Source organism: Neorhizobium sp. S3-V5DH, assembly GCF_004343065.1.
Lineage (GTDB): Bacteria > Pseudomonadota > Alphaproteobacteria > Rhizobiales > Rhizobiaceae > Neorhizobium > Neorhizobium huautlense.
This window is the reverse complement of record NZ_SMCL01000013.1, coordinates 42,386-61,812: the sequence shown is the minus strand read 5'-3', so window position 1 is coordinate 61,812 and position 19,427 is coordinate 42,386. Positions and strand designations below refer to the sequence as shown.

19 protein-coding genes are annotated in these 19,427 nt (G+C 62.1%); 4 read left to right on the top strand and 15 right to left on the bottom strand.

Going from position 1 to position 19,427, the window contains the following annotated elements:
- The first annotated feature begins 105 nt into the window (after positions 1–105).
- The gene (locus EDE09_RS17930) at positions 106–438 is read left to right on the top strand and encodes a WGR domain-containing protein (protein ID WP_132412075.1); all 333 of its coding nucleotides are present in this window, start codon (positions 106–108) and stop codon (positions 436–438) included.
- A 73-nt stretch (positions 439–511) separates the two neighbouring features.
- Positions 512–1,009 (top strand): thermonuclease family protein, encoded by a 498-nt coding sequence (locus tag EDE09_RS17925; protein WP_348631324.1) that lies wholly within the window; start codon positions 512–514, stop codon positions 1,007–1,009.
- Between the two features lie 35 nt (positions 1,010–1,044).
- Here EDE09_RS17925 and EDE09_RS28250 read toward each other — a convergent pair whose 3' ends face one another.
- The 9 genes from EDE09_RS28250 to EDE09_RS17885 form a co-directional block, all read right to left on the bottom strand.
- Complete coding sequence (locus tag EDE09_RS28250; protein ID WP_165924215.1) at positions 1,045–1,218, bottom strand: hypothetical protein; 174 nt, start codon at positions 1,216–1,218, stop codon at positions 1,045–1,047.
- 263 nt (positions 1,219–1,481) lie between these two features.
- On the bottom strand, positions 1,482–1,652 hold the full coding sequence (locus EDE09_RS28245; protein ID WP_165924214.1) for a hypothetical protein: 171 nt from the start codon (positions 1,650–1,652) through the stop codon (positions 1,482–1,484).
- 317 nt (positions 1,653–1,969) lie between these two features.
- Positions 1,970–2,287, bottom strand: a complete 318-nt coding sequence (locus EDE09_RS17920; RefSeq protein WP_132412073.1) for a DUF736 domain-containing protein — start codon at positions 2,285–2,287, stop codon at positions 1,970–1,972.
- 708 nt (positions 2,288–2,995) lie between these two features.
- Complete coding sequence (locus EDE09_RS17915; protein WP_132412071.1) at positions 2,996–3,922, bottom strand: ArdC family protein; 927 nt, start codon at positions 3,920–3,922, stop codon at positions 2,996–2,998.
- Positions 3,923–4,236: 314 nt separating this feature from the next.
- A complete protein-coding gene (locus EDE09_RS17910) occupies positions 4,237–4,836 on the bottom strand; it encodes a hypothetical protein (RefSeq protein ID WP_132412069.1) in 600 nt (199 codons plus the stop codon).
- A 997-nt stretch (positions 4,837–5,833) separates the two neighbouring features.
- Complete coding sequence (locus EDE09_RS17900) at positions 5,834–6,235, bottom strand: hypothetical protein (protein WP_245505188.1); 402 nt, start codon at positions 6,233–6,235, stop codon at positions 5,834–5,836.
- The gene (locus EDE09_RS17895; RefSeq protein WP_132412065.1) at positions 6,232–7,122 is read right to left on the bottom strand and encodes a hypothetical protein; all 891 of its coding nucleotides are present in this window, start codon (positions 7,120–7,122) and stop codon (positions 6,232–6,234) included. The genes EDE09_RS17900 and EDE09_RS17895 overlap by 4 nt, the downstream gene beginning before the upstream one ends.
- Entirely contained in the window at positions 7,119–7,589 is a 471-nt protein-coding gene (locus EDE09_RS17890) for a hypothetical protein (protein WP_132412063.1), read from the bottom strand. The genes EDE09_RS17895 and EDE09_RS17890 overlap by 4 nt, the downstream gene beginning before the upstream one ends.
- Before the next feature lie 98 nt (positions 7,590–7,687).
- Entirely contained in the window at positions 7,688–9,538 is a 1,851-nt protein-coding gene (locus tag EDE09_RS17885; protein ID WP_132412061.1) for a ParB N-terminal domain-containing protein, read from the bottom strand.
- 293 nt (positions 9,539–9,831) lie between these two features.
- On the opposite strand from EDE09_RS17885, the gene EDE09_RS17880 reads away from it, so the two are divergent.
- Together EDE09_RS17880 and EDE09_RS17875 are read left to right on the top strand one after the other, a co-directional pair.
- Positions 9,832–10,143: a type II toxin-antitoxin system MqsR family toxin gene (locus tag EDE09_RS17880; protein ID WP_132412059.1), complete on the top strand. Its 312-nt coding sequence runs from the start codon at positions 9,832–9,834 to the stop codon at positions 10,141–10,143.
- Position 10,144: 1 nt separating this feature from the next.
- Complete coding sequence (locus tag EDE09_RS17875; protein WP_132412057.1) at positions 10,145–10,576, top strand: type II toxin-antitoxin system MqsA family antitoxin; 432 nt, start codon at positions 10,145–10,147, stop codon at positions 10,574–10,576.
- Here EDE09_RS17875 and EDE09_RS17870 read toward each other — a convergent pair.
- The 6 genes from EDE09_RS17870 to EDE09_RS17845 all read right to left on the bottom strand — a co-directional run bounded on the left by EDE09_RS17870 (position 10,573) and on the right by EDE09_RS17845 (position 19,406).
- Complete coding sequence (locus EDE09_RS17870) at positions 10,573–15,687, bottom strand: lactate dehydrogenase (RefSeq protein ID WP_132412055.1); 5,115 nt, start codon at positions 15,685–15,687, stop codon at positions 10,573–10,575. The genes EDE09_RS17875 and EDE09_RS17870 overlap by 4 nt on opposite strands.
- A 95-nt stretch (positions 15,688–15,782) precedes the next feature.
- Positions 15,783–16,184: a DUF3085 domain-containing protein gene (locus EDE09_RS17865; RefSeq protein ID WP_132412053.1), complete on the bottom strand. Its 402-nt coding sequence runs from the start codon at positions 16,182–16,184 to the stop codon at positions 15,783–15,785.
- A 14-nt stretch (positions 16,185–16,198) separates the two neighbouring features.
- Positions 16,199–16,801 (bottom strand): DUF1419 domain-containing protein, encoded by a 603-nt coding sequence (locus EDE09_RS17860; protein ID WP_132412051.1) that lies wholly within the window; start codon positions 16,799–16,801, stop codon positions 16,199–16,201.
- Between the two features lie 258 nt (positions 16,802–17,059).
- Positions 17,060–17,905 carry a DUF3991 and TOPRIM domain-containing protein gene (locus EDE09_RS17855; protein ID WP_348631323.1) on the bottom strand — a complete coding sequence of 282 codons (846 nt, stop codon included), beginning with the start codon at positions 17,903–17,905 and terminating at the stop codon, positions 17,060–17,062.
- Between the two features lie 211 nt (positions 17,906–18,116).
- Positions 18,117–18,293, bottom strand: a complete 177-nt coding sequence (locus tag EDE09_RS28240; protein WP_165422072.1) for a hypothetical protein — start codon at positions 18,291–18,293, stop codon at positions 18,117–18,119.
- Between the two features lie 468 nt (positions 18,294–18,761).
- Positions 18,762–19,406, bottom strand: a complete 645-nt coding sequence (locus EDE09_RS17845; RefSeq protein WP_132412049.1) for an SOS response-associated peptidase family protein — start codon at positions 19,404–19,406, stop codon at positions 18,762–18,764.
- Between the last annotated feature and the right edge of the window lie 21 nt (positions 19,407–19,427).

Below are 19,427 nucleotides of genomic sequence, written 5' to 3'. Positions count from 1 at the left end.
ATCTTAACCCGGATGGGCGAAGACCGCTGGGCTTCGTTCGCTTTGGCGAATAGAGCTGAACGCCGCAGGCGGACCGCCCATAGTGTTCACCCGAACTTCACAGAAATGAATCGGTCAGACGCGATCGATTCATATCTCTCGTTGGACGAGACTTGGTGGTCGAGCGAATATGCTGCCATGCTCCTTCAACCCTATCAGCTCTATGTCGAACGCACGGATGAGGCCAAGAATATGGCGCGCTTCTATGCCATGACGATCGAGCCCAATCTGTTCGGGGAGGTATCCCTGACACGCCGCTGGGGCCGGATCGGAGCGCAGGGCCAGATGAAGGTTCAGCATTTCGCCTGTGAGCGTGATGCTGTCGCAGCCTTCCTCGATCTTCTACGACAGAAACGAAGCCGCGGATATCGGGTCACTCCTTCGGCAGCCCATCATTGAAGATGGGCAATCTCTCGCAGAACACCGGCCAAGATTCACACATCGACCACGATGAAACTGGAGCATTCGACGTTTGGCATATTCACACGGTCTCCGGCATTTCTTCCGGAAAAAGAGAAGGCAGCGCGACCTCACCATGCCCGCCATGGTGCTCGGCGTCCTGAGCACCATGGCGCTCACGGCCAGTGCTGCGTCGATGACACTGGCCGCACCGAATATGCCCGCTACAGTGTTTGAGAAATGCACGGGCGGCCACCGGATCGCCTGCGTCATCGACGGCGACACACTGTGGATCGATGGCACGAAAGTCCGCGTCGCCGACATCGACGCACCTGAGATCAGCGAGCCGAAATGCGCCTCGGAACTTGCTCTTGGAAACCGAGCGACCGAGCGATTGATCCAACTGGTCAACCAGGGTCCATTCGAAATGCGAGCATGGCCGGGTCGTGACAAGGATCGCTACGGTCGGGCGCTGCGAGTTCTCGTTCGAAATGGCCATAGCCTCGGCGATGTCCTGGTCTCGGAAGGACTGGCCCGGACCTGGACGGGTCGTCGCGAGCCCTGGTGCTAGGGGGCTCGGCCGGTTAAGGCCGAGCCCGTCGGCGCTCACCCGCGCCGTTCCCATTCGGTCTCGATGTTGAGCTCGACATCGGCGAAGAAGGGGATCTTAATCGCGATCTTCAAACCGACTTTGCCCTTGCGGAAGAGGTGACTGACGACCTTGCCAAGGGTGCGAAGACGGCGGCCGGTGGCGCTGAGGAATTTTGCGAGCTGTTGCATCATGGATCTCCTGTTGATTGCATTTCATTGCGGGGATGAAGAGCGAACCGGAAAGGAGAGCTGCACCCATAGGGCCGAAGCGGAGCGGAGGACCTGAGGGCGCCTGAATTTTGATGCGCGAGGAGCCACAGGCGGGGAAAATTCTGGCGTCATCAGGTTGCGGCCAGACGTCCGGGACGCACCATCCCTGATGTCGATGAAATGAGATCGACACGAGATCTTCGGCAGCAAGTGACGCACACGAAGTCGTTCGACGCCTCCCCTCAAAACGGTGGCTCCACGCTGATGCGCCCGTCCTGCTCGGCCTCAATGGCTGCAATCTCGGCCTGTACCATCTCCAGCTCCGCCGCAATCTGGCGACGCTCAGCCGGATCGCAGGTGTTCCTGAGTTCGGCCTTGAGCTCTTCGCGTTGCATTTCGAGAGAAATCGTCATCGTCGTCTCCTTGACGTTTGTGAAAGACGGCGCCGCGCGTCATGGCGAAACGGAGGGGTCAAGCAGCGCGGGACGCGACCGCCAGAGGCGGCGAGTGGAGGAGTCGATTTGCGGAAGCCGCCATAGGCGGGAGGAGCAAATTGGAGGCGCCGCTCGTGCTGGACGCCTTCGATTCGCCATGGCACCCTTGGACGAACTGAGCAGTTCCCACCTCCCGTATGGCAGCGAAAAAGCCGGAAGCAGGCTCGATGCCTGCGCCCGGCTTCTTCAATGGGACGGAAAAGAGCCCCGCCTTTCGGCGAAGCTCTTCGGGGTGATCAGGCCTCCCGCTTCGGGCGGTTCCAGATGAGGGCGTATTCGCCGTTCTTCTCGCTCGGCCAAAGGGCTGCAGTGATCGGGGCGTTGAAGCTCGGATCGTCCAGCTTGACCGAGATGTATTCCTCGCCGTCGTTGGAGACCGCTTTCCAGCCGGCGCCGACCTCGACGCCGTTGCTGGCGGTGATGCGGAAATCCGGAGCGTCGCGCGAGACGCGTTCGATCGGGTTCAGGCGGGCCTTCATGCTAACGGTGAGAGTGCGCACGTTGCCGATGATGGAGTTGTTGCCGTTGGTGGTGAATTCGCCGATGACTGCCATTGTTGTAACCTTTCCGGTTTGCTCGGGCCGCGCCCATCGCGTCCTCGATGACGGTGTTAAGACCGACGGCGATCGACGCCGCACCCCAACGGGGCCGGAACGAAGCGGAGGATGGCCGGGAGCGGCTTTCTTGGCCCGCGAGGAATGCGAACCTGTTCGCAGGGGAAGAAAGTTGCGTATGGCCGTTGCGGCCAAGGCGGTCGAGACGAAGGCGTCCTTCGGTCACACCAGATCCATCGAGGTCTGCGTGGGTGTGGCCAGCCGAACCGGATCGCGCACGACATGCCGAGAGACCTACCGGTGAGTTCACCAGCATCGCGCTGCCGGCACGATCGTTATGGCACCATGCTCATACCCCGTCACGGCTGCGGTCGTGCCGTTCCGTTCGAACCCCTCGCCGAATGATGGGTCTGCACTACCGACCGTTCGACAATCGAGCTCATCGTCGACTGGATGGCGCCTCATTCTGCCGGCAAGGACTTCGGTTTGCATGCGATCCCGCCCAGCCCTCAGCGCCCACACCGCACCGGTTGGCCGGCACGGAAGGTAGTTTCGGACTTCAGGGACTGGCTGGGCCGGCGTGTTTTACGGCAGAGGTCCGCAGAAGGCGGCATGCCTTCCGCAATGGCCGGTATCCGTGGCCAAGCCGCCCGTATGCCACCCTTAGACGCCACACGCCCTTTCCTGCAAAGCTCTGATCATGAAGCGTCAAGCAGCCTCCTGCGCGGCGGTCGCTTCCGGCTGAAGGTCATGCAGATAGGTGACAGCGCGCTGCGCATGCGCCGCCGCATTGAAGATCGCGCGCTTGTCGGAGCCGAGGATTTCGGCCCAACTCTGGATATAGGCGGCATGATCCGGGCGGGGTTCAAGCTCCGGCACGATGCCGAGATCGGCACACAGCATCGCTGAGCCCAATTCCACCAGCATTTCTTCGAATGCCCGTTCGCGACGGTCCTTATGGTAGCGGCTGAGATCCCTGTTCAGCCGCGCGGGACCGCCTGCCCAATGCAAGGTTTCGTGTGCTCTCGTGGCAACGAACGAGGCCACGTCGCGAAACTGTTCGGGCCGCGGCAGCTGGATGTGGTCGGTCGCGGGAGAATAATAGGCCTTGTCGCCGCCGTATCGGACAACAGCGCCCGTGTTGTCGAAGAAGCGATCGGTATATTCGATGCGCTCGAGTGGTTTGGCGATTGGGTCAGGGCAGCGGTAATAGTGATCTGCGAGACCATCGATCTGATCGCAATTGAAGACCGTGTACGCTTTGAGGAACGGGATATCGCGTTCAACCTCGCCACCACTCGCGTCTATCCCGGTTTTGGTGAAGCGGCTGGCATAGACGACGGTCGCGCCGCTCTCGCCCTTGCGCACGTGAGCGCCGAGTTCATTTGCCTGGCGCAGCGTCATCCATGTCGGCGACCTGAAACCGCTGGCGACGCTCTCCGACCACAGAAGGAGAACATTGAGGCCTGTGTACGGTTGGCCGTTATGCCGTAGGGGCCGGCTAACTCGGCCGGTCAGATTGGCCGCGCTCCACGGCTGCACCCATGGGCGGACGCCCTTTTCCAGGTCAGTGACGATCCTGTCCGTGATGCGGGCGTAGATATCGCTGCGCGTGTTTTCTGATTTCCTTGTCATGTCCAAACCTCCTTGGTCTGAAGGCCGCGCCCATCGCGGCCCCGTCGCGGAGGGCCGTAAGCAGGAGCGATCGGCGGAATGCGCACCGGAACGGCCGGAACGTATGTGGAGGACGGCGCAGCCGTTGCGGCTTGCCGCCGGCTCCTGCAGGTCCGACGAACGGGACGGGACCGCAATGCCGCGCTCCGTTCTCTCTTCATCTTCCTTTTCTATCCCCGTGAGCGTCGCTCCGGCAGTGACACAAAAAATGGCCGCCTCGGAGTGAGGCGGCCTCGTCACGAAACGGCGGAGCCAGATGCTCCGCCGGAGACGTCTCAGCCAAGAGCGTCCATCTGTGCCTCGGCCGCCTTGCGGTCGAGCGTCTGGCCGGGATTGCCGACTGGGCGATCAAAGGGCTTCCACGCTTCGCCGACAATCTGTTCGTAAGCCGCGACGGCGCCTTCAGCGGCCAGGCGCAGCGCGTGGGCCTGGATGCCCATGTCGGCTGCGAACTCGCGCTTGCGCTGGGCGGCGCTGTCGTACCCAACCGGGCCGTCGAGATCCTCGTCGCGAGCCTCTGATGCACTCTTGGCGGTCGCATCGCGAGCTTCGGTAACGGCCTTGCTGTAGAACTGGCCAGCGCCATGGGCCGATCCGACATAGGCTCCGACGATCCGCTGGAGATGGATTTGCATCGCCCGTTCGCCGAGGCCCTCGGAGAGGCCGGTCGCAGTCTCAATGATCAGGCGCTCGTGCATGTCGCGGATGCCGTCGCTGTCAAGGATGGCGGTTCCGAAGCTTTCGGCGATGCGCAGCGCCTGCGCTTCATCGGGGCATGTCAGGCGGACCATTTCGATGGTGGCGCCTTTGCGGAGCTGTACGACGCGGGCGGTGGTACGGTTAGGCTGGCGGGGAGAGGTAGCGGACTTTGCCATGGGGGTTTCCTTTCGGTTCGCCGAAGCGGTTCCGGCCCCTTGGCCGGTCTGTCCTTCGGTGCGGTCGAAAAGAACCGGCGCAAGCCGGACGGTTCAGGGTCCGGGCGGGCCAGATCGAGCGAAGCAGTCATGCGGACAAGCGGGTCTCCCAGACCTGCGAAGCCCGTATGGCTGTTTTGTCGAGAGCGGCATGACCGGCCGCCCCGCGGCGCAAAGCGGCCTTGAACCGGACGGGCGCTGGTTCAGACCGCAGCAAAACCGGAGGGCAGGCCGGCCAGGGGGCCGACACCAGATGTCAGCACCGCGAGGGATCTCATGCAGGATGCACCGGTTCCACCTCAATGCAGCCGCCTTTATCGCCGCCGATCCGAAGTCTATCGGCACGACATGACGAACGGTCAGCGACTGCCCGATGAACCCGGGAAGTAGGCCGCCCTCGTCCGATCGATACGGTTTACCGACAATGCAACGAGTTGATTGTCACCACGATGAGACCATGGGACTTGTCCTGCACGCCGAGTTTGTGTGCGATCATACGAATGCTGAATGAGTTAGCGCCACGTTGCGCAAGCTGGTGCTGGGAGGGAGAAATCCATCTGCTCCTCTCGGGGCCCCAGCTGATCCCCTCGCCAAGTCTTGCCTCCCGGCTTGGCTAAGGGCGAACGCACCTTAGCTCGGCCAGCACAATCCCCGCAAGTTTATGGTTCACGGCCTAGCAGTCAGAACCCTCAGCGCCTCAGAACAACCGGACGCTTCGGTAGTCTGTAGCGATCCAGCCACGTCGGTCCATGTGTGTTGCGAAGCTTACGCAGTACCTGACCGTCGTCATAGGGCGCCTCGCCCATCCAAGCGTAATTAAGGATGCGCTTCCATGAGCGCCCATGCCGGGCCGCGCAGACCTGCAGTGCGGCCTCCTCCTGCCCGGTGAGGGGCGGAAGCTTGTCGTGGCGTTTTCCACACATCGGGTCAACCCCCGCCATCGCCAAGGCTTGCCGCGTCATAAACGCGATGGCGGTAGGTCGGCAGACGGTAGCTCGTTCAATGACAAAGCGGGCCATGCCGCATTCCTCTCGTTGATGTCAGCACGTGGTTCCAGCCTCGCCTTAAGAGCGGCGATCGCAGCATCCTGCCGGGCGAGCTTGCGCGACAACGCCTCGATCTCGCCCCGGCGCTGGAATTCCAATGCCTGGAGATGAGACTGGAACAGCCGTTCGTCGGAGGGCGTCCAGCGTGACCCTGACCTTTTGTGCGTACGGCCGCTGGACTTCGCCTTCTGCGTGACCGTCACTCGCTCGGCACGGGCCGCAATCTGTCGCAGCACCAGATCGAGATGATGTCGCGTATCGCGCCGCGATGCTTGCATACGGGCGAGAAGAGGATGGGGACTGATCGTTGTCATGCCGCGCTCCTCCCCGCCCACGAGGCGAAGCTGGAAGGGCCGTCATAGGCAGCATGACGTGCTTCATCGATCACGAAGCCGAAGCGTCCGACCTCATATTCGGCGGATGGAACCAGAAAGCGGCGCTCGTCGACATGATGGTCTCGCTTGCCGCCGCGGGTGGCGATCACCTCGGTCATGCCGGGATGATGATCGGATCTGAGGGCAGAGATCACCACCCAATCGTCAGCATGAGCGAGCTCGAACGCCTTGCGATCATTCGCTCGGGATTCGCCCGGCAGCAGGACCTCGCCGGAGATTGTTTCCCAGGCTTCCGGCCACCAATTCTTGAGATGCCTTTCCGCGCTCCGCCGCTCATAGGACGTGAAGAACTGCGGATAGGTGAACGCCACGATCGACCAGGTGCAGTCCTCTTCGTACCAGCCGCCCTCCGCCCGCAGCATCGGATGAACCTTGCTGTTGCGATCGGCCGAGAGCTTGAAGCCGCCGTGACCGGCAGTGACATGCGAGACGATGCCTTCTGCATAGACGGTGGCGATTTGCGAAACGCCCCATGGCGTGCTGCAGGACATCCGCGTCTGCACGCGTTCGAGCAGAGCCAGCTCGCGCTTTTGCTCTGCCGTCTCAAGCACGCGCTCCCGGAACGCAGCCTCGTCGGCAAGGTTGCCCTCCTGGCCATAGAAGTCAGCGCGGGTCAGCTCACAAAGCGGACGGCGGTGGCGCCAAGCGCTTGCCAGAAAACCGCCGCCCGCCGGCAAGGAAAGCATGGCCAGCGTGATTTCGCCGATCCGGGCAACGGGAAGACCGTCGGCGCTGATGCCGAACTCCACCCCTGAATATTCAGAGGTAGAGCCGGCGGTATTCTCTGGGGACAGAGGCATCGTCATGCTGCCCTTCCCTCGACGTGATCGTCTGCGACTTCGTCGGTTGTCACCTCTTCAAGAACCGCCTTGGGATGTCGGTGGAGTTTGAGCCACACCTCGGCCGCCTCCCGGTTCGCAGCGAGATGGATCATGTGATGCGAGGGTCCGGGTCGATCAAAGACGCGGACCGATCCGATCGACGGGCGCTCGCTCACGGTGAAGGAGAGCGTGCTGTCGATGCCGAATGTTCTCAGGACGGTAACGACGATCGTGCCGTGGCCGCCGATATCGCCCTCATGCAGCGTAAAGGACGCCGGCGCGGTATAGCCGCCAAGGCTTCGAAAGGCCTCTTTCCGGATCAGACGGCCGGAGCTGTTGCGCGTCTTCCAGACGGCCAGCTTCTTGCTGTGCCGCTCTGGCGGGCGCGGTGTGCCGTCCGACCAGGAAACGAGTAAGCCGACCGCGGCGGAAAATGCGAGATGTGCAGACATGCAAATTCTCCCTGTTTTGAGGGGTAGTGAAAACGAAACCGCCGCCGATGGAGACCATCGGCGGCGGCAGATCATTCGGAAGGATTGGAGAGGGTTGGCTATTCCGCCGCGATCCCGTAAGCGTCCTGCTCATCGGGATCGGCCTCGTCGGCGTCATGATCGAAAGTCTCCGAAGAGGTATCTTCGTTATCGAACGGATCGAGGCTCTCGTCGTTCTCGGCTGACGCTTCATCTGCGGTGCTGTCTTCGACAGTTCCGCCATCCTCGTTCGCACGGTTTGGCTCGACTGCACTGCCATCGGTAGCGTCATTCTCCGGCCCGGTTGCATCCGTGTCGGCCGATGCCTCATCGATGTCGAGATAGTCGCCATGCTTCAGCAGATCGGCGATCTCGCTCGCATCCGGCGCAAATAGCGCCGAGGCATGCACGAAGTGACCCTCCTTGAAATGGTCGATCAGCGCGGAGCGAGTTTCCCGGACCTTCTCGCGTGGAAGCACATTCGCCTCCTTCGCCGCCGCTTCCAGCGCCTGACGCGACAGGCACAAGAGGAAGTCTTCGCTTCCCATATTGGGCAGGAAGCTGTCGGCGCCGATAGCGTTCCCTGCGATACGCGAGACAACACCGCTGTTCGACAAGCCGCGCCGGCAAGACAGGACCTCGATCAGCATCGAGCGGGCGGCGACCCGCAGTGTTTCCCTGTCGAAGGCGAGCTTTCCGTCTTCACCGATAAGCCCGGCGGCATGGCGTTTGAACCGCTTCGAACCGAACACATTGTCGTTCGCGCCGGAATCGATGCGGACGTTGAGGCCGGCGAAGGCAAGCACGAGCAACGCCATCAGCGTGTCGTCCTCGATCGGCGCGCGGCCGAGCGCCTCGTGAAGGGCATCGGTGCGGAAGTCGCCGATCATGTCCTGTCCCTTCTGGGTCACGTCCGGGCGGGACTTCGGCGCATCGACGATCGCGTCGTTGTCGAGGTCCTCGGCGGCGCCCGTCGTGGACGAGCCAGCTTTTGTTTTCTTCTTTTCTTCCGGCATCCGGTAGGCAACCGACTGCACCTTGCCGTCGCGGTCGAGATACATGCCGACATAGTCGGACTTCGACGGCTTGCCGTAAACGCGCTCCGCCTTCTTCGGCAGTTCCGGCTGACCCCAGTTATTCACTTCGACGATCGAGCCCTTCTTCGGCAGGTTCGATGTCATCCATTCCTGCTGCGCGCCCAGAAACGCTTCGACATTGGTCGTGTAGCGGCTGTCCTGGTCGGCGGGCGCAAACAGATCCTCGACCCATTCGATGCCATAGGCGCTCGCGAGATCATCGCCAAAGCTCGCATCCCTGGCGAACATGCGGGTCTTGGAGAGTGCGCGGGAGATGTTATACCAGTCGGCCCGCTCGGACTTCTTCGGCTTGTTGGCCTTCCAGACCTCTTTCTGCTCGTCGAGCGATGCTGCGGCAATGGTCCGCAACTGCTGCTCGTTCGGCATGTCGCCAAGCCCCATCTGGTCGAGCATGGCCGGAAGCACGTTGGCAAGGAGCCTGAGCTTCCTGATCTGGCGGACCGGCAATGCGAGCGCCACGCCGATCGCTTCCTCGGTCCAGCCGAGCGCGACGAGGCGTTCGATGCCGCGCCATTGATCGACGGGATTAAGCGGCTCGCGGGCGATGTTCTCGACCATCGACCGCATGGCGCCATTGTCGTTGGCCGCTTCGACCACAAGGACCGTGATTTCTTCCAGCCCGGCCGCAATTGCCTGCTTCACGCGGCGATGGCCGGCCTGGATGATGTAGCCGTTACCGCCGTCGACTTCCGGGGAAATGACCGGCGGCTGGATGATGCCGACCGCCTTCACCGTTGCAAGCAGCAGCGCGTCGGATTGCGGCGAGGATTTAGAGCGGCGCGCGTCGTCGGGATTGTCCTTCAGCGCACGGGGATCGAGTTTTAGGATCTGCATGGGATCTGTTCCTTCCGGGATATCGGAACCGGCACCTCGCCGGTCCTTCCTGCCTTCAGCTCTTTCCGAAGACATCTCCCGGACCGCAGGGCGGTTGGAGCGGTGCAACTGCGCCCGAGCGGCCCTGACCGTCAGGGCGAGCGGGGCGAAGCCTTGCGAGAACGACGGACAGGGTTGCGCAGGGGGCGGTTGAGCGACAGCGTCGCCGGGAAGCCCGATCTGCGAGGGGGTTCTCTTTCCCCGTCTCTTCTCAGACATCTTGAACTGCCACCATTAAGGTGGCATATTAGGCCATGGAAAAGATGCGGCCGACATACGACCTCGAAGCAATCAAAGCTGCCTTGGGGTCTTTGCAGGCCCTGGCGATCACGACGACAGCACTTCGTGATGCCGCGGCTCTCGGTTACGATCGCGCTGCCATCGTTTCAACGATCGGAGGGATCGAGCGGCGCATGTTCTACAAGTCGATGACGACCAATGCCGATCATCGCGTCTGGCAGGACGTTTATCACGTACCAGTGCCGAACGAGGACATCGTGCTCTATGTGAAATTCCAGGCGGACGTGATTACCGAATTCCGGGTCATGTCGTTCAAGGAGAAATAGGATGGCATCTGCAGAAAAGATACTGCCCGACACGATGGTCTCTCCGGAGACCGGTGAGGTCCTGCTCCGCGACGTTCGCCCCTTCGTTGTGACCTATAAGGGCAAGAGCAGGACGGTCGATCTGCCCGGTTATTATCCGGAAATAGGCGATGACGGCGTTCATGTCGGCGATGACATGGAGGTGACGGATGCAGCCCTGCGCGCGCTGAAGGAAGAGGTCGAGGGTATTCCCTCACCAACCACGATCCGACGCGTGCGACAGAAACTGAACCTGTCGCAGCGGGAGGCGGGAGGCATTCTCAAAGTCGGAGAGAACGCCTTCGACAAGTACGAACGCGGGCTGGTCGAGCCGAGCGGCCCGACCAGCCAGTTGCTGCGTCTCCTTGACCGTCACCCGGAACTGGTTGACGAGCTGCGTCAACAGACGGGCTAAGCGGCCGCCCTGTCGGCATCCGCGTCGTCGCGCAGCGAGTTCGCGAGCGCTTCCTCGACCTCCCGGAGTTTCAGGCGCTTGTCCGCGAGCTCATCAGCGAAGGCGAAGGCAGCGCCGTGCCGGAATTGATAGGACGTCAGCCTGCGGCGATACTCTCCCAGACGCTGGCGGTAGCGCTCCCGCTCCTGTTCCAAACCGTCGAGCGCATGTTCAAGACGGGAGATCGCCCCGAGCGGCGTGACGGTGACCGGCAATTCGATCTCGTAGTCGGCTCCGGTGCGCTGGAGCAGCGTTTGGTAGTGGTAGTTGTCGCCACGGCCGAACGTTTCCCCGGTGTAGACGAGGTCGAAGCCGCCGATGCTGGCGATTTGGACCTTGCCCTGTTGCTGTAGCTGAACCAGTGTGAGGATTTCCTTCATCAGCGCTCGTCCAGCTTCCTTGCGCTCTGTATATGGCTTGCCCGTCACGGTCATGGCGAAACTTTCGCCTGACGTCGGCGTCAGACGTCCGATATCCCGGCCGATCTCATCGATGCGTCGCTTGGCAGTTTCGATCTCACGCTCGGCATCGCGGATCTGCCGGCGGACGGCATACTGGTCGTCCTCATGGGCGGCCCGCAGCCGTTCGAGCCTGGCGATATCGGCCTCCAGTCCGGCCTTCTGCAGCAGGCGCTCGTCTCCGGAGGCGATAGCCTTGGCCATCGCGAACTGATTGGCAGCCCCTTCGTTGAGGTCTTCAAGCCTGCGAATCGATGTGTCACCGCTGAGCGCGGCAGCAATGAACCGGGCCTTGCGCTCGTTGTTCTGCCACATCGTCGCGTCGAGAGACCCTTGCGTGGCATAGGCGAAGATATCGACCTCATCATGCTGGTTGCCCTGACGGACGATGCGGCCCTCCCGCTGCTCGATCTGTGACGGAAGCCACGGCACATCGAGATGGTGCAGCGCCTTCAGGCGGAGCTGAGCATTAACGCCGGTGCCCATGGTCTCGGAGGAGCCGATCAGGAAACGCACTTTGCCGGCGCGAACATCGCCGAACAGGCGCTGCTTGGCTTCCGTCTTCTTGAAGTCCTGCATGAAGGCGATTTCGGAGGCCGGCACGCCCATGCGGATGAGCTCGTCGCGGATCCAGCGATAGGCCGAGAAGCCCCGCGATTTCTCGACGTTGAGCGTGCCGAGATCGGAGAAGATCATCTGGGCCGCGCCTGGAAGCTCGTATGGCTTGCCGTCCGGACGGATGTAAGTGATATCCGATGTCTCCCGCCAGATCCGGTGGGCATTGCGGACCAGGAGATTGAGCTTGTTGTCCGGCTCATCCCCCATGGCCGGCATCACGAGCCTGAGATCGATCGCCGCATGGCGGCCGTCGATGATGACGGAAAGCAGAATGTCATCGCCTGGCTCCGGTGGACGATCACGCTCCTCGATCGCCTTGATGCGGGTTTCGAGGATCCGCTGGTAGGTCTTGAACGCTGGCGTCGGGGCGGCGGTCAGGATTTGCCTCTTGCCGGTGGCGATCTCGGGCACCTTCACATATGCCTTGAGATCCTCCGGCATCACCACGTCGGCGAAGGCGCGGAACATCGCGATCAGTTCAGGCACGTTGACGAAGGAGGCGAAGCGGCTGACCGGCTTATATTTCCCTGACGGCTGAAGCTCCAGCTCCGTCTTTTCGTCACCGAAGTTAGACGCCCAGGCGTCGAACTCGTGCAGGCCGCGTTCGCGCAAGACGTCAAAGCCAAGCAGGCGCTGGATGGAGAACATTTCCCCGAGCGTATTGGTGATCGGCGTGCCGGACGCCAGCACCAGAGCGCGGCCGGGGCTCTTCGTCTCGATGAAGCGCGACTTGACGTAAAGGTCCCAGGCCTTTTGCGAGCCGTTGGGATCGATGCCCTTCAGCGTCGACATGTTGGTGGCGAAGGAGAGTTTTCGGAATTCCTGCGCCTCGTCGACGACGATCTGATCCACGCCGATCTCGGAGATCGTCAGAAGATCGTCCTTGCGGGTGGAAAGGCCCTGCAAACGTTCTTCCAGTCCCTCCTTCAGCCGCTCGAGGCGCTTGCGCGAGACGCGGTCCTCGCTGTCGACCTTGGTCAGCAGATCCTCATAGAGCTGTAATTCGTCATGGATCATCTGTTGCTCGAAAGCCGAGGGCACGCCGATGAACCTGAATGCCGAGTGGGTAATGATGATCGCATCCCAGACAGCAGTTGCCGCGCGGCTGAGGAAACGGGCGCGCTTGTCCTTTGTAAAATTGGTCTCGTCGGCGACGAGGATCCCTGCGTTGGGATAGAGCGCCAGAAACTCGCGGGCCGCCTGCGCCAGGCAATGGCCGGGCACGACAAGCATCGCCTTGGCGATCAGACCGAGCCGGCGCTGTTCCATGATGGCCGCCGCCATGGTAATGGTCTTTCCAGCGCCGACGGCGTGGGCGAGATAGGTCGAGCCGGAGGAGATGATCCTCCAGATGCCGCGTTTCTGGTGGCCATACAAAGTAAAGGCGCCTGAGGCGCCCGGAAGTTGAAGATGGCTGCCGTCAAACTTGCGCGGCGCGATATTGTTGAACCGGTCATTATAGACCCGCGCCAGCCGGTCGGTACGATCCGGATCAGTCCAGACCCAGGTCTGAAAGGCGGTCTTGATCTTCTGCAGCTTGTCGCGAGCCGCTTCGGTGTCGACCACGTTCAACACCCGGCGCTCGCCATCGGCGTCCTTGAAGGTGTCGAAGATCTGAGGCACCCGCGAGTTCAGGGCGTCGGCGAGTAACTCGCCCGCGTGTCGGCGGTCCGTCCCCCATTCCGACGTGCCGGTCGCGATATAACCGAGTTGGCGCGCTTCCACCGTCCATGACCCGACTTCCGGCATGTGGTGGATTTTGATCTCGGCGCCCATCGTCTCCCTGACGAAGGCGACCACATCGGAGGCCGGGATCCATGGCGCGCCGAGCCGGGCCGTGATATCGGACGGCCGAAGATCGGCGGGCTGCACCTCTCGCAACGCGCTGACATTCCGTTTGAACGCCGGATCGAGCTCGGCGGCTGCGATGGCTGCGGCAAGTTTCGTGCGCACCGGTCCGGAGAGATAAGCGTCCGACGTCTGCCATGCGCCATCTGCCGGGTTCCGGAAGATGGCATCACCGAGATCGGCAATCACCGCATCCGGATCGCGATGCAGCAGTTCGGCGATATGGTCGATATCGACGTAACCACGTTCATTCAGCACGACGGCGAGTGCATCGGCAGGAGATGTGATGGTCGGCGCAGCCGGCGGCGCAATCACCCGTTCGGAAAAGATCGGACCCGGCTTCGCCGTGTCGGTCTCGAGATCGTAGTGCTCGATCGAGGCGACCAGCCAGCAATCGGGATCGTCGCGGAAAGGTGCAAGGTTCGGCTGGCGATGGGTCTCCTTGACCTCGCCGGTCTCCGCATCCTCCTGGATCGAAACGGTGGTATGATTGATCGGCCCGAAGTCGCGCACGAAACTCGACCAGGCGATGCGCAGGCGGACCTGAAGATCCTTCCACGGGCGATCCAGTTCCTGCGCCGTCAGCACCTCGCGCACCGCGTCGCGGATCGGGATCAGCTTCGAGATAATCCGGGCATGCTTTTCCGAGATGCCATCCCCGGTGCGCCCCTTGCGCACCGTGACCGGCACGGCCGCGCCTTCGAGCATCTGCATCAGACCCTTTGTGCGGTCGAGGAAGAAGCTGCCCTCGCGAATGGCCCTGTCCTTCGGCCGCAGATCAACGATCTCGCCGAGCTCATCCTCCAGATCGATATCGATGGGCGTCGGCTCGCCGTCATAGAGATCCGCCGGAAGGTGTTGAATGGCGGCGGTAAGGGCGGTTTCCAGATCCTCGCCGGCCCGGGGCAAGCAGGTATAGGTCTCGCCAAACGGTCCGGAGGTCAGCGCGTGGGTGCCGAGAACGCAGTGGGGGTGCCGGGCGAACCAGCGATTGACCCGGATCGCGCCCTCATCCTCAGTGGCCGGGCGCACCTCGTCCACATCGAGCCATGTTTGGTCCCCGTCCGGCTCGCCAACCTTGCGCTTGCGGAAGAACAGGATGTCGACCACGACGTCCGTGCCGGCGTCCCGACGGAAACTGCCTTCGGGCAGGCGGATGGCCGCGACCAGGCTGGCGGTTTTGGCGATATGCTCCCGCGCCGTCGTGTCGACCTTGTCCATCGTGCCATGCGAGGTAACGAAGGCAGCGAGCGCGCCGGGCTTCAAGAGGTCGACCGACCGCGCGATGAAGTAGTCGTGCAGGCGCAGGCCGAGCGAACGATAAGCGCGGTCCGAGCGTACGATGCGATCGGAAAAGGGCGGGTTGCCGATGGCGAGATCGTAGATCGCAGACAGGTCTGTACGGGCGAAGTCGCCGGTGATGATGCGTGCCTTCGGCTGCAGAAACCGAGCGATCCGCGCTGTCACAGGATCAAGCTCGATACCTGTGACATAGGACGTGTCACGGTATTCTTCAGGCATCAATGCCGGAAAGAGGCCCGTGCCGATGCCCGGTTCCAGCACCCGGCCACCGCGCCAGCCCATGCGCTGCAATCCGGCCCAGATCGCCCGGATGATGAACTCCGGCGTGAAGTGGGCATACTGGGTGCAGCGCGACAGGCTGGAATACTCGCTCTCGGATACGGCGCTCTCGAGCGAGTTGCCGAGATCGTCCCAGCCCTGCCGGAAATCTATCTCGCCCGGACGGCGGAAGATGCCGTTAGCAAGCTCACCGGCGCCGAATCCGGTGAAGCGGATCAGACGCTTCTGCTGCTCGCGTGTCGCAGCGATGTCTAGTTTTTCCAGTTGGTCGGCGGAAAGAATGGCCGCGATGTTCAACCGAGCGCGCTCCTTCCGCGAGGCGGCCAGGCGGCGATCCTCACCATCCTCGAAATAGAAGTTTTGACGGTCGCCCTGTTTGCGCGCAACAGGTGCCGGAACGACGACAGGCGGCCGCATGGCCGAGGCGGGTGCCGGCGGTGTGGGGTCGGGATCGTCGTCATTGGCAGCCTCGGACGCAAAACTGCCGAAGGCGGTCAGGCCAAGGCCAAGTCCTGACGAAAGAGCGGTATTGCCAAACATGTCGATCGTGAAGGGATCGTTGCTCATGATCAAATCTCCTTGTGAAAGCGCGCGTTATCGGTCCGCCACTGGGGCGGCTAACAGACGCTGATTGACGGTGGGGATCCCGCTACGACGGGAGGTTACGACCACTCGATGATGAAGAGTTCCATCGAGTCCTCATCAAAGGTGATGGCGAGATGCCTGGGGTTCGCGGTGGCAGCGATCATCGCCTCCAGCTGGTCGGCATCGAGGAATTCCACACCGTCATCTCCGCCAAAGGTCTTGCGCTTCACCTCGAACCAGTCGTCGTTGGTGCGAGGGTCGCATTCGAGCGCGTAGTCGACGAACGGCTTTTCGCCGTCCGGCAAGTTGCCGTTCGAGCACAGGTAGACACCGTGATCACCCACCAGCCAGACGCCCGGCTGCTCGTCGCGACCGGGATGAAGGCCATAATGGGGATTTCGAAACCCGCCATTGGCTTCTGCGTCGGCGCGGCCGCGGGCGATCACCGCCCGTACGGATTCGATCGGGAAGGAAAGCATGGATAGCATCCTCCTCACGCTGCGATCGCGGCAGGCAGAAAGCGCAAATGCACCGGAAGCTTGGCGGCGATCTCATCCTCGGTGAGATACTCGAGCAGCTTCAGGATCGTGCCCTGGCGTCCTCCGTAGGACAACAAGGTGCGCTTGCCGCGGTCCTGGTCTGGCCAACGCTCACCGGCATAGCCGCGATACTCGTCGGTCGTGCTCGACCAAATGTGCTCCAGGCGTTCCTCGCGCGTCATTGCCCGAACGGGCCGGGTTTCGCGCTCGACAATCGCATCGCGCATCCGTTCGGGCGAACCCCTGTCGGCGAGATCGCAATAACCGTGGAAATGCCGCATGCAGGCATCGATCTTCAGCGTGTAGAAAACACTGGTGATGCTGTCGGTGAGGAATTCGCGCATGGCGAACATCTCACCGCGCGTCCAGAGCGGCGGCAGGATCTCGAACATATAGTCGTGCGACGACGGGCCGATCTCGAACCACTCGCCGCTGTAGAGTGCACCATCATCGCCCTCCCAGCGGTTCGGGCGCTGCGCGTGTCGATCGAACATGCGGAACATCTGCCGGCGATCGGCGACACCCTGATAAACTTTTCGGATAGGAGAGAAGGTCATGAGCGGGCTCCTTCAGCCTCGTCCGGGCGCGAGTGCGGCGGATCCTCATGGTCGCCATCTTCTCTTCAGCCCTTCCTGACCCCTCCCCTCAAGCCGCCTCTCCGTCCGGACGGGTCAAGGGCCGGCGTGGCCGGGCGAAGCTTCACCCTTGACGCGGCCGGCGGGCATGCGGCAGTCCTCCCTCTCTTTCCATTCTTCTTTCGCTTCTTTCTTTCTCGCGAGCGCGTAGCGCATCATTCCAGTCCTCGGCCGGCGGCTTCAGCCGTAACCAGTCGCAGCCCACCTCATCGGCAATGTCGCGAAGGCGGCCGGCAAAACTTTGCCCTGGCTATTGGCATCGGTGGCCGCGACCAGAACAGCGCCGGGACGCGCGGCCAGCTTGCGGAGGGCGACGTCAGTCGTCGGCGACCAACCACCGCCGGTACTGAGATAGAGGCTGCCCTCACGCAGTCCTTCGAATGCAGCCAGGCTCATGGCGTCGATCGCTGCTTCGGTGACGCATAAGCGCAGGGCGTCTTTGGCACCGAGCCGGAACAGCACTTTCGATCCGCCAGTCGAAAATCCCCGCCAGTCCGGGCCGCGCTCTTCCCAGCCGGTCACGGCACCATCGTCATCGACATGGGCCGCCCACATACCGCCGTAAGGCCCCTCCCGCAGGACGTTGGTCTCGACAGCCGCCCGGATGACCCTGTTCGGTACGTTTCGATCGGTTGATAGATAGCGCCATGTCATAGACCCGCGCCATGGCTCTCGCCGGCCGTCCCATCGCTCCCGGATGGATGCTGAAGGAGCTGCATCGCGCTTTGAGCGTCGCCACTCCGGCTCCCGCAAGTCGACCGCGACCAGCGACGCGACACGATTTAAAGCATCTACAAAGAAGAAGCCCTCTACGTGCTGAACGAGGCTGAAGACATCGCCTTTTGCTTCGGACAGCGGGTCGAACCATCCCCTGCCGCCGTGTATGACGATAATAATCTCCCCGTCGCGCCGGTATTTGATTGCCCGCCGTGTGCTTTCCTTCAGATCGACCGCGAACCCTGCCTGCTCCAGCACGACGGCACACGGGACACGATCCCGCAGGTCTTCCAGTTTCTGTTTTTCCATCCTTCTGCCGGCGCTCCTGGCGCCGCCCTTCTTTCCAGACTCTTTTCTCCCGCAATTTGCGGGACCATTTCTCACGGTCCGCGAAGAGCAAAGGAGGCAAGGGCGCGGCTGGCAATCTGCAGATTTGCGCCCGATCCAGATGACATGCCAGCAGCGGCGCAGCTTCCCTTGCCGCCTGCCGCTCGCAAGCGGCACCAGGAGGTGAAGGGTCTTAATGAGACCCACCCGGAACGTATTCATGCACGATCTCCAGATCGTCTTCGTCATCGAGTTCGTCGCTCGGCAGAACGCCGAACTCGTCGCCGGACCTGAACAGCGTGACTGGAACCATCAGGGTGCGGGAAAGCTGGAAGGCGTGGTTCTGTGCGAGAGAAAGATCGGTGTTCATCTGAGGCTCCATCTTTGGAGCGGGCCATTCCCGCTCGATGGCTCCCGTCAGTGTCCGGAACCGGTCGCGATCACCGCGAAGGCAAAGCCGAGTGGCCGCACGCTTGCGTAGCGGACCCCGTCAGCGGGTTGATCGACGGAGATCCGGGGCTGGACAGGAAGCCATCCATCAAGAGCGGGATGGGACGCCTCCGTGGGCCGCCTCGGACAAACATTGATGATACTGTTGCGGATCTTGTCGTGATCCCGACACCTTGGCCGTTTGTTCAGCCTTCAATCAGGTCCGAGGATGCCCCGTCGAGGCGGTGCCCCACTTGATTTGACGACAGCTCGACTTCTCGTGTGACCATGATAGAGAGCCCATGGAGCCATCCTGTTACCTCGGATGAGCAATCGAAGGGTCGCGTGCGCGCCCTGGTGATTGGCATCGCATGTTGACAATTCCGGTATCGACAGGAAAAAGCTGCCATCAAAGTAGCAGCGGCGCCTCAGGTGCGGCCTTCTTCTTCGTCCACAGCTCGCTTGTCCGCTCCATCGTCACCAACTCTGGCGGAAATGTCCGCTTCTGGAACGCGAGCGCATCATCGAAGCTACCGTGAAGCCACTGTTCGTATTCGCCAGCATGCAAGAGAACCGGCATGCGATTGTGCACCGGCTGGATCGCCTCATTGGCGTCCGTCATGACGCCGGAGTAGACGGGACCCCACTCGTCACTGACCCGCCACAGCCCCGCCCAGGCAAAGATTGGCTGGTCCTTGAGCGAAAACCATGTGCGCGTCATCCGGCCCTTCTCGCCTTCTGCTTCGGCAAAACCCGTGACCGGGATCAGGCATCGCCATTGCGGTTTTCGAGCGAGGCCGACCCACATGCCTTTCGCAAGGTCTGCTATATTGTTGACCGGCTTCGGCTTTGCCTCTGGCTTCATGGTTTTCAGGCGCAGGGGAAATCCCCACACCATCGAGCGAAGCTCGCGAACGCCTTCATTCTCCGTCACCACCATCCCGGGCGTGCCGGGGTAAACTTCCTCGGGAGCGTTGGATTGCATCGGGTTCGGCACGCGAAAGTGCGCGGCCACTTCCGCGGCGGAAAGACGGACGGTGTACAAGTTGCACATATGGCAGACCTTTCAACACGA